This is a genomic window from Hymenobacter caeli (assembly GCF_013294115.1).
Taxonomy (GTDB): domain Bacteria; phylum Bacteroidota; class Bacteroidia; order Cytophagales; family Hymenobacteraceae; genus Hymenobacter; species Hymenobacter caeli.
Genome location: NZ_JABSNP010000008.1, coordinates 1 through 11,986, shown reverse-complemented (window position 1 = coordinate 11,986; position 11,986 = coordinate 1). Strand labels below are relative to the sequence as shown.

10 protein-coding genes are annotated in these 11,986 nt (G+C 63.0%); 8 read left to right on the top strand and 2 right to left on the bottom strand.

Features of this window, described 5'->3' with window-relative positions; genetic code table 11:
• Positions 1-27: 27 nt before the first annotated feature.
• Together HNP98_RS09805 and porW are read right to left on the bottom strand one after the other, a co-directional pair.
• Entirely contained in the window at positions 28-2,376 is a 2,349-nt protein-coding gene (locus tag HNP98_RS09805; RefSeq protein WP_173809898.1) for a penicillin-binding protein 1A, read from the bottom strand.
• A gap of 211 nt (positions 2,377-2,587) precedes the next feature.
• Positions 2,588-5,647 (bottom strand): type IX secretion system periplasmic lipoprotein PorW/SprE, encoded by a 3,060-nt coding sequence (gene porW, locus HNP98_RS09800; RefSeq protein WP_173809897.1) that lies wholly within the window; start codon positions 5,645-5,647, stop codon positions 2,588-2,590.
• Positions 5,648-5,834: 187 nt separating this feature from the next.
• Here porW and HNP98_RS09795 point away from each other — a divergent pair, with 187 nt between their 5' ends.
• The 8 genes from HNP98_RS09795 (at position 5,835) to atpG (ending at position 11,846) form a co-directional block, all read left to right on the top strand.
• Positions 5,835-6,080: an AtpZ/AtpI family protein gene (locus HNP98_RS09795; protein WP_217425719.1), complete on the top strand. Its 246-nt coding sequence runs from the start codon at positions 5,835-5,837 to the stop codon at positions 6,078-6,080.
• Positions 6,081-6,093: 13 nt separating this feature from the next.
• Positions 6,094-6,501: a hypothetical protein gene (locus HNP98_RS09790; RefSeq protein WP_173809896.1), complete on the top strand. Its 408-nt coding sequence runs from the start codon at positions 6,094-6,096 to the stop codon at positions 6,499-6,501.
• Positions 6,502-6,657: 156 nt separating this feature from the next.
• Positions 6,658-7,629 (top strand): F0F1 ATP synthase subunit A, encoded by a 972-nt coding sequence (atpB, locus tag HNP98_RS09785; protein WP_317171086.1) that lies wholly within the window; start codon positions 6,658-6,660, stop codon positions 7,627-7,629.
• 68 nt (positions 7,630-7,697) lie between these two features.
• On the top strand, positions 7,698-7,958 hold the full coding sequence (atpE, locus tag HNP98_RS09780) for an ATP synthase F0 subunit C (RefSeq protein WP_173809894.1): 261 nt from the start codon (positions 7,698-7,700) through the stop codon (positions 7,956-7,958).
• Positions 7,959-8,137: 179 nt separating this feature from the next.
• Positions 8,138-8,632 (top strand): F0F1 ATP synthase subunit B, encoded by a 495-nt coding sequence (locus HNP98_RS09775; RefSeq protein ID WP_173809893.1) that lies wholly within the window; start codon positions 8,138-8,140, stop codon positions 8,630-8,632.
• Positions 8,633-8,715: 83 nt separating this feature from the next.
• Positions 8,716-9,276: an ATP synthase F1 subunit delta gene (gene atpH / locus HNP98_RS09770; RefSeq protein WP_173809892.1), complete on the top strand. Its 561-nt coding sequence runs from the start codon at positions 8,716-8,718 to the stop codon at positions 9,274-9,276.
• A gap of 9 nt (positions 9,277-9,285) precedes the next feature.
• Positions 9,286-10,866 carry a F0F1 ATP synthase subunit alpha gene (atpA, locus tag HNP98_RS09765; RefSeq protein WP_173809891.1) on the top strand — a complete coding sequence of 527 codons (1,581 nt, stop codon included), beginning with the start codon at positions 9,286-9,288 and terminating at the stop codon, positions 10,864-10,866.
• 95 nt (positions 10,867-10,961) lie between these two features.
• Positions 10,962-11,846 (top strand): ATP synthase F1 subunit gamma, encoded by an 885-nt coding sequence (gene atpG / locus HNP98_RS09760; protein WP_173809890.1) that lies wholly within the window; start codon positions 10,962-10,964, stop codon positions 11,844-11,846.
• Positions 11,847-11,986 lie beyond the last annotated feature (140 nt).

Below are 11,986 nucleotides of genomic sequence, written 5' to 3'. Positions count from 1 at the left end.
AGCCAACGAATCTGCAAAGGCTATGCGTTAAATGTCCTGCTTGTCGGGGCCGTCCAGCACGGGCGGGGCCATTTTCTGGTTGTCGGGAATGGTGTCGCGCTGCGTCACGCCGTTGTATTTCGAGCAGTCCAGCTCGATGCTAAGCGGCTTGCTGGGGAGCGGAAACGGCTCTTTGTTGATGGCCAGTTCTTTGTCGGCGTACACTTTTTTCATGAAGATGCCGTAGAGCGGCAGCGCCAGGCGGGCCCCCTGGCCGTAGGCCCCGGTGCGAAAGTGGATGCTGCGGTCTTCACCGCCCACCCACATACCGCAGACGAGGTCGGGCGTGAGGCCCATGAACCAGGCGTCGGAGTAGTTGGAGGTGGTGCCGGTTTTGGCCCCGATTTCGTAAGGGAACTTGAAGCCCGTATGCAGGATGGTGCTGGTGCCACCGGGCTCGGTGGTGCTGGCTTGCAGCATGTTGGTCATGATGTAGGCCGTTTCCTCGCTCAGTACTTCCTTGGTCTGGGGCTGGAAGTCGCGCAGCACGTTGCCGTTTTTGTCCTCGATGCGCGTCACCATCAGCGGGGCCGTCCACACGCCCTTGTTCACGAAGGTGGAGTACACCCCGCACAGCTCGAAGATGCTGCAATCGGAGGCCCCGAAGCCCACCGAGGGCACCGCGTCAACCGGCGAGGTGATGCCCAGGCGCTTGGCGTAGCCCACGATGATGTCGGGCGTGAGCTTGTACACCAGCCACGCCGTGATGGAGTTCATGGAGCGGGCCAGGGCCTGGCGCAGCGTGAAAGTGCGCCCCGAGTAGCCGCCCTCGAAGTTCTGGGGCGTGTAGGGGGCCCGCCCGGCCACGGCCGGAAAGGTGGTGGGCACGTCGGGCCGCGGGTAGCACGGCGAGTAGCCCTGGTCGATGGCCGCCGTGTACACAATCGGCTTGAAGGTGGAGCCCGGCTGGCGCTTGCCCTGCCGCACGTGGTCGAACTGGAAAAACTTGAAGTTGGCCCCCCCCACCCAGGCCTTCACCTGCCCGTTCAGCGGGTTCATGGCCATGAAGCCGGCCTGCAGGTAGCGCTTGTAATAGGCCAGCGAGTCGAGCGGCGAGAAGTTCATCTCTTTCTCGCCCTGCCAAGTAAACACTGGCATCTTGTATTTCTTGCGCAGGTAGTAGTTCACCGAGTCGCGGTTGCCGTCGTAGATGTTCATCAGCGACTTGTAGCGCTCGGTGCGGCGCATGGCGATGTTCAGGAAGTTGGGAATGACCTTGCCGTTCTCGTCGCGCCAGGGCAGCTGGCCCTTCCAGTGGGCCGTGAACCACTTCTGCTGCAAGGCCAAGTGCTCGCTTACCGCCTGCTCGGCGTACTTCTGCATCCGCGAATCGATGGTGGTGTAGATTTTTAAGCCGTCGGCGTACAGGTCGTGGTCGGTTTCCTTGGCCCAGGCCAGCAGCGACTTGGCCACCTCGGTGCGGAAGTAGGGGGCTAGTCCCTTGCTGGCGTTTTCTACGTTGTAGTGCAGCACGATGGGCTGGGCCGTGTCGGGGGCCAGCTCGGCGGCGGGGATGTAGTGGGCCTTGGCCATCTGGCGCAGCACCCAGTTGCGGCGGCGGCGCGAGCGGTCGGGGTGCACCTTGGGGCTGAAGCGGCCGGGCGCGTTCACGATGCCCACCAGCGTGGCGGCTTCGGGCGTGGTCAGCTCGCGCGGGGCCTTGTTGAAAAACGTCTTGGCCGCCGTGTTGATGCCGTAGGCGTTCGAGCCGTACTCCACCGTGTTCAGGTACATGCGCAGGATTTCGCGCTTCGTGTAGTTGCGCTCCAGCCGGATGGCCAGCAGCCACTCCTTGGTTTTGGCCACCAGAATGCCCACCTTACCGCTGCCGTTCAGCAGGCCGTCGTTCAGGGTGTTGGGCTGGTCGGGACGGGTTTTGAAGAGCACCTTGGCCACCTGCTGCGTGAGCGTGGAGCCCCCGCCGCCGCGCCCCAGCGCCACCACGGCCCGCGAAATGCTGCGCGGGTCGATGCCCGAGTGCTGCTCGAAGCGCACGTCTTCGGTGGCCACCAGGGCGTCAATCAGGTTCTGGGGCAGGTCCTTGTACTCGGCGGGCGTGCGGTTTTCGCGGAAGTACTTGCCCAGCAGCACGCCGTCGGCCGAGTAGATTTCCGAGGCCAGCTCGGAGCGCGGGTTTTCGAGCGACTTCAGGTTGGGCATCCGCCCGAACAGGTTCAGAAAGTTGCTGTTCACGGCCAGCACGTAGCCCCCGGTAGCCAGCACCCCGCCCACGAACAGTACCCACAGCGTGCGCACGAAAGCCGTGTAGCGCCCCGGCCGGGTGGGCACGGGGCGGCCCGGGGGCCGGCGGGGCGGGGCGGTAGAGTAGTCAGGCATAAACAAATAAAAGCAAATTCAACAGGCAAAAATAAAGCCCACGGCGCGGGCCGCGGGCCTTCAACAAAAAAAGGGCCGCAACCCCGGGCTGCCTGCTTTTCGCCGGCTGCCCGATAATCGCCAGGGTCCCCAGGAAGCCAGAGCAACAATTCAACGATTAGCGGGCAGCCGGCGAAAAGCCGGCAGCCCGCCGCTACCGCCGCCCGGGGCCTTACTTGTACACTTTCTGAAAAAAGGCCAGGTAGCCGGCCAAGTCGCCGGAGCTTTGCAGCAGCGCCAGGTTGTCGAGGCTAATGACCAGCGCCTGGTAGCCCTGCCCGTGCAGCCGGCCCAGCGGCGACTGGGGCCCGCGCAGCTTGGTGGCGTAGCTCTGGGCCACCCGGGCCCCCGGCAGCGTCCGAATCACCAGCAGCTGCTGCTGGCCGGCGAGCGAGTCGGCCTGCACCTGCAGGTTCACGTCGCGGAACCAGCGGTGGTTGTAAGTCGCCAGCTGCTGGTCAAGGTCGGCCAGCGGCGGTGTGCTTTTGGCGTACACCAGCACCACGGCGTGCGCCCCGCTAAGTTGCGTAGTGTAAGCCGTAGTAGGGGCCGCCGGCGGGGTAGGAGCGGGGGCCCCCGCCACCGGCGCAGTAGCGGGCGTTGCGGCCGGTGCGGGCGCACCTGCTCCCGCCGCCGGCGTGCCAGCGGCCGCCGCCCCAGGAGCCGCCGCGACCGGCGACGCTTTCGCCGGCCGGTTTTTGCCACCATTGGGAACCCCCGAACTCGGGAGTACCGGGGCCGGCGCGGGAGAACCCGGAGCTGGTTTGGATGCCGCCGGAGCCGGAGCGGGCGTCGGTTCGGGCGGCGCGGCCGCGGCCGGCGATTCATCCGCACCATAGTACACGCGGAGCCGGTTGTTAATCTCGCCGGGGCGGAAAATGGAAATGACCGGCCGGTCGGTTGAGGCGAGGGCCCCGGTTATCTGGCCGGCGTCCTGCTTCTTGTAGGTGCTGGCCAGGGCCTGGGCTTCGGGCACCAGCGGGCTGTTGGGGTAGTCTTTGTAAAACTGCTCCACCATGCCGCGGGCCGTGAGCGGAGGCTGGGTGCGCACTACAAGCAACGTTCTCAAGTAGGCCACCCGGTCGCTCAGGTCGCTCTTGGGGTACTGGCGCTGGGTGCGGGCCAGCACGGCGGTGGCCTTGCGGAAATCCTGGTTTTTGTAAAGCGCAAATGCTGAATCGACGCGGGCCGCCACGGCGTTGTGCAGGGCCAGTTCGTGCTCGCGGTATAGCGGGTCGGCTATCAGCTTGGCATAAAGCGACTGCGGAAACTCGCGCTGCAAGGCGGCCGCGTACTCGGCCGCCTTGGGCGCGTCGGGCAGGGCCTTGTAGTGCAGGTACAGCAGGTAGTAGGCGTCGGGCGCGTGGGGGCCCCGGGGGTAGCGCTTCACCTGCTGGGCGAAGGCGGCCATGCCCCGGTCGCGCTCCTTCAGCTGCTCTTTGTAGATGCCGCCCAGCGCGTACAGCGCCGCTTCCACCAGCTCGTTCGAGGCTTGCAGCTTCGCGGGCGTGGTGGGCAAAGCCTGCCGGTATTTTTCCATCAGGGTCAGTTTGGCGGCGGCCGGGTCCACGGCGGCGGGCCCGGCCGCCGCCCCGTCCAGGGCCCCCGTCGGGTTCACGCGGGTGCCCCCGTTGCCGGTGATGCTCACCGGCACGTCGCCGTTGGCGGCAGTGTTGGCCGAGGCGCTAGGCTGGCTGTTCGTTCGCCAGTTGTCTTGCTGGCGGCGGTCGCCCCAGCGCCGGATAAAGTCGGAGCGGGCCAGGCCTAGCGTGGCGGGGTTGTCGAAGTACCACTGGGCCCCCGTGCCGGCCGCGGTGGGGTCGAAGGCCAGCGGGTCTTGCACGGGCTGGCCGTTGGCCCCCACGCTCAGCGGGCTGTTGGTGAGCGCGGGCCGCCCGGCCAGCTCGGCCGCCCGGGCCTGGTTTTTGGCAGCCAGGGCCTGCTGGGCGGCGGCTTTTTCTTGGGCCACCAGTTCGGCCGTAGCGTACTGGTCGAGGCGCTGGTTCAGGGTAGCATCGTCGAGCCGGGCCAGGGCCTGGAGGCTGTCCTGCGTCTCCACGATGGTGTACTGTTTGGCAAATTCCTTCAGAATATCGGCCCGTTCCTTGATGGCGGCGTAGCTGCGGGCCGTGATGGCCAGGTTCTGCACCGTGCTGTCGTAGTAGGCCGCTGCCAGGGGAAATTTTTCTAGGTTTTCGTAGTAGATGCGCCCCGCCAGCAAATAGGTGTAGCTCTTCTGCGAGCGGTTGGTGGTGCTCACCTTGGCCGAGGTGCGCAGCTGGGCCAGGGCCTCGGGGTAGTTCTTCTGGCGGTAGGCCACCCGCGCCATCTCGTAGTAAATCTTGTCGCGGTACTCCTTGTTTTTCGGGTCTTTCAGCAGCCCGGCGAAGTACTTGTCGAGCCGTGCTTTGTTGGCCTCGTCCAGGCCCGAGACCTGGGCCAGCAGCAGCTTGGCAAAAAAGTCTAGTTCGTAGGGCGGGTTGTGCTTCAGAATGGCGTCGAGCTGCTCCACGGCCTTTTTGTCTTCGCCCTGCTCCTGGTACAGCTGGGCCAGCAGGTAGCGGGTGCGCGAGCGCTCGTTTTTGACTTCAATCAGCGGAATGGCCTGTTCAATTTGCGGAATGGCCAGCGCGGGCTGCTCGGTGCGCAGGTAGTAGTCGGCCCGGGTCAGGAACAGCTCGCGGGCGTCGGCGGGGAGGCCCGTTTCTTTGTCCAGCAGGTCCGACACCGCCTTGGCGCTTTCCAGCTCGCCGGTGGCCAAAAAGGTGCGCATCAGGCCAATCAGGCTCTCGTGCTGGGCGTTGGGGTCCTTGCTGGTCGAGTTCACGTACTTGAACGTCAGCGTTGCGTCGCTGAACTGCATTGAGTAGAACCGCGCCCAGCCCACCAGCAGGTAAGCGTCGTCGGTCCAGTCCGAGCCCGGCCGGTTCTGAATCGGCATCGACGCCTTTTTAATGATGTCGTTCAAGTCGGTGCGGGTGGCCCGCACGCTGGCGCTGTCCAGCGTCGGGAACAGGGGCAGGCGCTGGTTGTAGTCGTTCACCCGCCCGGCGTACAGCTTGGTTTCGGTGGCCCGCAGCTTCTCGCGGGCCAGAAAGAAAGCGTTGTCGCGGGCCGCCACGTTGTTCAGGGCGTGGCCCACCGGGCCCTTGTCGGCCGCGCAGCCGCTCAGTAGCCCCAGCAACAGCCCGGCCCCGGCCAGCCAACGAAAATGCAGCGAGGAAATAGTCAAAGCCAAAAAATGAAGAATAAAAGCCGGCCGCCGGGGCCCGAACGCCGGTGGCGGCCCAAAATGTTCGCCCGGTGAGGCCCGGCCGCCGGCCTACCAACGGCCGGGCCCGGGTAAAATTACGTTTCGCCGCCCCAAACCCCCGCCGGTCTGCGCCGTAGCTTTGCACCCCGTCCTTCACGCCCCGCTCATGCTCCCCCCGCCCGACCCCGCCTCCGACCCCACCCCGTCCGGGGCCGACCGGATGCGGGCCGTGGCCAAGTACTCCGGCATCGCTTTCCAGATGCTGGCCACCATCGGCCTCAGCGCCTGGGCCGGCATCTGGCTCGACGGCCATTTCCACACCAAAACGCCGTGGTTCACCATCGGGCTGATGCTGCTGGGGGTGCTGGTGGCCCTCTACCAAGTCATCCGCTCCCTCACCAAAAGCGCGTAGCGCTGGCCCCGCCATGCCCTCCTTCCTGCGGCCGTTCATCGCCTTCTGCTGCGTGCTGAGCCTTGGCCTCTACGGGCTGTACGCCGCCTTTGGCCCCGCCGTGGTGCACCCGCTGGCCCCGTACCTGCTGGCCGGCCTGGCGGCGCTCACCCTCTTCGGCCTGGCCCTTACGGCCCGCGCCATGCGCCGCGACCCCGACAACATTCTGGGCGCCTATTTTGGGTCGGTGGCGCTCCGGCTGGTGGCCGGTTTGGGGGCCGTGCTCACGTACTTATACAACGGTGGGGCCCACGCCGGCCGGGCCACTTATACCTTTCTCGGGGCCTTCTTCATCTTGTACTTTCTCTTTGCTGGCTTTGAAATTTGGGCTATTTTGACTAACTTGCGGCCGTTTTCCAAAAAACAAGTGCCGGAGCAATAGTTAGTTAGTTCGGTTTTTGGTTTTAACCTCGTTTGAATGAAGCGTTTACTATCGATCCTCTTTTTCTTTCTAACCTTACCGGTTTTTGCCGGCGAGCCCGCCCAAAGCGGCGAGGCACCCAAGGCATTTAATGCCGGGGAAGTTATTTTGCACCACGTGGCCGATTCGCACGAATGGCACTGGTTCTCGACCGATAACGGCAACTTCGTAAGCTACTTCCCCGTCGTCGCCTACCAGCCCGGCAAAGGCCTGTCGGTGTTCTTCTCGGACAAAATAGCCGAAGGCAAAAGCTACAAAAACTTCAAGCTCGACGATGAACGCCTGACCACCTTGGATGGCAGCAAGGTGTACGATTTCTCCATTACCAAAAACGTGGCTGCGCTGGCCATGAGCAGCTTGGTGCTCGTGTTGGTGTTTGCCTCGGTGGCCCGCGGCTACCGCCGCCGCGTGGGCCGGGCCCCCACCGGCCTGCAATCCTTTCTGGAGCCGTTCGTGGTGTTCATCCGCGATGAAGTAGGCAAAAAAAGCATTGGCCCCAAATACGAGCGCTACATGCCCTATTTGCTCACCGTCTTCTTTTTCATTTGGTTCAATAACCTGCTGGGCCTCACGCCGGGCGCGGCCAACCTCACCGGCAACATCGCCGTGACGATGATGCTGGCCCTGCTCACGCTGGTCATCACGTTGTTCAGCGGTAATAAGAACTATTGGGGGCACATTTTCGCGCCTCCCGGGGTGCCGTGGGCGCTGTACATCATCATGGTGCCGGTTGAGCTGGTCGGGATTATTGTCAAGCCTTTTTCGCTCATGGTGCGGCTATTCGCCAACATCACGGCTGGCCACATCATCATCCTAAGCTTCATCAGCCTCATTTTCATCTTCCGCTCGGCCACGGCGGGCTTGTTGTCGGTGCCGTTCGGTTTGTTTATCAGCGTGCTGGAGCTGCTGGTGGCCATTTTGCAAGCCTACATCTTTACCCTGCTCACCGCCATGTACATCGGGAGCGCCGTGGAAGACCACCACGAAACGGCCGACGGGGCGCACGCCGACGACTTCGGTACGGTTGAGCAGCGCCAGGGCGGTTCCAACTTCGCCCACTTGGCGCAGTCCGACGTAGCAGCGCACTAGACGAGCTAGGCGACAGACTGGGGTGTATTTATTCGTTTTCTTTTTTCAAAACCATTTTTTTCTTTACCATGCTTCTTTCGTTGTTCCTGCAAGTTGTTAATTCGGTTGGTTTGGCCGTAATGGGTGCCGGCATTGGTGCTGGCCTTGCTATCATAGGCGCCGGCCTGGGCATTGGCCGCATCGGTGGCAGCGCAATGGATGCCATTGGGCGCCAGCCGGAGGCTTCGGGCAAAATCCAAACCGCCATGCTTATTGTAGCGGCTCTAATCGAAGGCGCGGCGCTGTTTGCCGTTGTGGTCTGCTTGCTCATCGCCCTGAACCTGAAATAATCGCGTTGACGAGCCCGGCCGGCTGGCCTTCGCTTCGCCCCGGCGAGCCGGGGGCCAGCCGCGCCGGGTTTTCAATCGTTGCGGCAGCGGGCACACCCGCCGGGCAGCGCCAACGGCGCGGACCCCAAACGCCAAGTGTTCCTTGCTTTTGTTATTCAGGCTGTTAAACTACTGTTTTTATGTCGCTTATCACCCCCGAATTTGGTTTGCTGTTCTGGCAAACCCTAATCTTCCTGCTTCTCTTTTTGCTGCTGGCCAAGTTTGCCTGGAAGCCCATTTTGGGGTCGCTGAAGGAGCGTGAGGATAGCATCGAAAGCGCTTTGCGCATGGCCGACCAAGCCAAAATTGAGATGCAACAGCTAAAAGCCGGCAACGAAAAGCTGCTGGCCGACGCCCGCCTTGAGCGCGACCGGATGATGCAGGAGGCCACCAACATGGCCAACCAGCACCGCGAAGTAGAAAAGGCCCGCGCCACCAGCGAAGCCAACTACATCGTGCAGCAGGCCCGCGAAGCCATCCAGACCGAGAAAAATGCGGCCTTAGCCGAGGTGAAAAACACCGCGGCTCAGCTCTCGCTTGATATCGCTGAGCGTATCCTTCGCCGCGAACTTGCCGACCCTGCTGCCCAAACGCAGCTGGTGGATTCCTACCTGAAAGAAGTAAAATTAAACTAAGCCGTGAGCTCTTGGCAGTGGGCTGCTCTCCTTTCGGGGGCAACGCCGGCGGCCAGGAGCCAACCGCTAATAGCGAACCAACAATGGCTGACCAACGAGTAGCGGCCCGCTACGCCAAGTCGCTTCTTGACCTCGGGCAGGAGCAGGGCGTGCTGGAAGCAGTGAAGCAGGACATGGACCTGCTGGGCCAAGTGGTGGGCGATAGCCGCGAACTGCGCCTGCTGTTGCGTAATCCCATCGTGAAGCACGACAAGAAGCTGGCTATCCTCACTGCACTCTTCCAAGGCAAGGTGTCGGACCTAACCATGCGCTTCATGCTGCTGCTGACCCAGAAAAACCGGGAAAGTGCGCTCGAAAGCGTGGCCACCGAATTCAACGTGCAGTACAACGCGCTGCGCGGCATCCAGACCGCCGAAGTAACGTCGGCCCTGCCCCTAACGCCCGTGCTGCGCCTGGAGATGAAACAGCTGGTGACGCGCCAAACCGGCCGCGCCGAAGTGGAACTGGCCGAGAAAGTCGACGCCGACCTGATTGGCGGTTTCGTGCTGCGCGTGGGCGACGTGCAGCTCGACGAATCCGTGCGGTCGAGCTTGCGGAAGATGCGCGTTGCGCTGCAAGAAAATTCATATCAAAATAAATTGTAAATCAGCATCATGGCAGAAGTACATCCGGACGAAGTATCCGCAATCCTGCGGCAGCAACTGTCCAATTTCAAGTCCGAAGCCGAGCTGGAAGAAGTCGGTACCGTGTTGCAGGTCGGCGACGGCGTGGCCCGCATCTACGGGTTGACCAAGGCACAATCGGGCGAGTTGCTGGAGTTTGAGAACGGGCTTCAGGCCCTCGTGCTGAACCTGGAAGAAGACAACGTGGGGGCCGTAATGCTCGGCGACTACAGCGAAATTCGCGAAGGGGCCACCGTGCGCCGCACCAACAAAATTGCTTCCATTAAGGTGGGCGATGGCATCGTGGGCCGTGTGGTGAACACCCTCGGCCAGCCCATCGACGGCCGGGGCCCCATCCAGGGCCAGCTGTACGAAATGCCGCTGGAGCGCAAGGCCCCCGGCGTGATTTTCCGCCAGCCGGTGACCGAGCCGCTGCAAACCGGCATCAAGAGCATCGACGCCATGATTCCGATTGGCCGGGGCCAGCGCGAGCTGATCATCGGCGACCGCCAGACCGGCAAGTCGGCCGTGGCCATCGACACCATCATCAACCAGCGCGAATTTTTTGACCGGGGCGAGCCCGTGTTCTGCATCTACGTGGCCGTGGGCCAGAAGGCCTCGACGGTGGCCCAAGTGGTAAACTCGTTGACCAAGGGCGGCGCGATGGACTACACCGTGGTGGTATCGGCCTCGGCCGGCGACCCCGCGCCGCTGCAGTTCTACGCGCCCTTCACCGGGGCCGCCATCGGCGAGTACTTCCGCGACACGGGCCGCCCGGCCCTGGTGGTGTACGACGACCTGAGCAAGCAGGCCGTGGCCTACCGCGAAGTATCGCTGCTGCTCCGCCGCCCTCCCGGGCGCGAAGCCTACCCCGGCGACGTATTTTACCTGCACAGCCGCTTGCTGGAGCGGGCTGCTAAAATCAACGCCTCGGACACGATTGCCCGCGACATGAACGACTTGCCCGAGAGCCTCAAGGGCATCGTGAAAGGCGGCGGCTCGCTGACGGCCCTGCCCATCATCGAGACGCAGGCCGGCGACGTATCGGCGTACATTCCGACCAACGTGATTTCGATTACGGACGGTCAGATTTTCCTCGAAACCAACCTCTTCAACTCGGGGGTGCGGCCGGCCATCAACGTGGGCATCTCGGTGAGCCGCGTGGGTGGCAACGCCCAAATTAAGTCGATGAAGAAGGTATCGGGTACGCTGAAGCTCGACCAGGCCCAGTTCCGCGAACTGGAAGCTTTCGCCAAGTTCGGCTCCGACCTCGATGCTTCGACCAAGCTCACGATTGAGCGGGGCCGCCGCAACCTGGAAATCCTTAAGCAAGCACAGTTTTCGCCGGTGCGCGTGGAAGACCAAGTGGCCATCATCTACGCCGCCACCAATGGCCTGCTCGACAACGTGCCCGTGAACCGGGTGCGCGAATTCGAAAAGGAGTACACCCAAACCATGACCTCGCGCTACCCCGACGTGCTGAAGGCGCTGAAAGCCGGCAAGCTCGAGGACGCCGGCATCAAAGCCATGCGTGAAGTGGCCAAAGACGTATCGGCGAGCTACGCAAAATAAATGGTTGAATGGTTGCCTGGTTAAGTTGTTGACCGTTCAACACGCCGCACGGTCAACAACTTAACCAGGCAACCATTCAACAATTAAGCTAAAAAATGGCCAGTTTAAAAGAAGTCCGTTCGCGCATCCAGTCGGTAAGCAGCACGCAGCAAATCACCAAAGCCATGAAGATGGTGGCGGCGGCCAAGCTGCGCCGGGCCCAGGACAACATTGTGCGCATGCGGCCCTACGCCCAGCGCCTGAACGCCATTCTAGCCAACCTGACCCGCTCGACCGATGACGACGAAGTGAGCGAATACGGCCAGGTGCGCGAAGTGCGCAAGGTGCTGGTCGTCGCCATCACGTCGGACCGGGGCCTGGCGGGGGCGTTTAACTCTAACGTGTTCAAGGGCGTGGCGGCGCTGGTAGCCGAGCGCTACGCCAACTTGCCGACGGCCAGTATTTCGGTGATGGCCATTGGTAAGAAAGCCAACGATTATTACGCCCGGCGCGGCCAACTGGTAGGCAATTACACCCACGTATTTGCCCAACTGTCGTTCGATACGGTACGGGTGGCGGCGGAAGAGGCCATGGCCGGCTTCCGCGACGGCTTGTACGACGAGGTGGTGATGGTGTACAACGAGTTCCGCAACGTGGCCACCCAAGTGGTGCAGGCCCAGCAGCTGCTGCCGCTGGTGCCCGCCGAGGCCCCGGCCGAAGCCAAAGCGACGAGCAACGTGGACTACATCTTCGAGCCCAGCAAGGAGGAAATCGTGCGCACGCTCATCCCGCAGTCGCTAAAAATTCAACTTTACAAAGCCGTGCTCGAGAGTAATGCTTCGGAGCACGGGGCCCGGATGACGGCCATGGACAAAGCCACGGAAAACGCCGGCGAGTTATTGAAAGCACTGAAGCTAACCTATAACCGGACGCGCCAGGCAGCCATTACGACCGAGATCCTCGAAATCGTGGGCGGAGCCGAAGCCTTGGCGGCTGGGTAGATACATCACGGCCGGCCGCGGGGGGGGGGGGGGGGGGGGGCCGGGGGGGGGGGGGGGGGGGGGGTGGGGGGGGGGGGGGGGGGGGGGGCGGCAAGTCAATCACCGCCATCGTGAGGCGGCTGAGGCAGACCAAGGCCCCG

What these genes read in the sequence shown, in the direction of transcription:
- HNP98_RS09805 (WP_173809898.1), bottom strand. Translation starts at nt 2,376, where the DNA reads ATGCCTGACTACTCTACCGCCCCGCCCCGCCGGCCCCCGGGCCGCCCC.
- atpG (WP_173809890.1), top strand. Translation starts at nt 10,962, where the DNA reads ATGGCCAGTTTAAAAGAAGTCCGTTCGCGCATCCAGTCGGTAAGCAGC.
- HNP98_RS09795 (WP_217425719.1), top strand. Translation starts at nt 5,835, where the DNA reads ATGCTCCCCCCGCCCGACCCCGCCTCCGACCCCACCCCGTCCGGGGCC.
- HNP98_RS09775 (WP_173809893.1), top strand. Translation starts at nt 8,138, where the DNA reads ATGTCGCTTATCACCCCCGAATTTGGTTTGCTGTTCTGGCAAACCCTA.
- atpH (WP_173809892.1), top strand. Translation starts at nt 8,716, where the DNA reads ATGGCTGACCAACGAGTAGCGGCCCGCTACGCCAAGTCGCTTCTTGAC.
- atpA (WP_173809891.1), top strand. Translation starts at nt 9,286, where the DNA reads ATGGCAGAAGTACATCCGGACGAAGTATCCGCAATCCTGCGGCAGCAA.
- atpE (WP_173809894.1), top strand. Translation starts at nt 7,698, where the DNA reads ATGCTTCTTTCGTTGTTCCTGCAAGTTGTTAATTCGGTTGGTTTGGCC.
- HNP98_RS09790 (WP_173809896.1), top strand. Translation starts at nt 6,094, where the DNA reads ATGCCCTCCTTCCTGCGGCCGTTCATCGCCTTCTGCTGCGTGCTGAGC.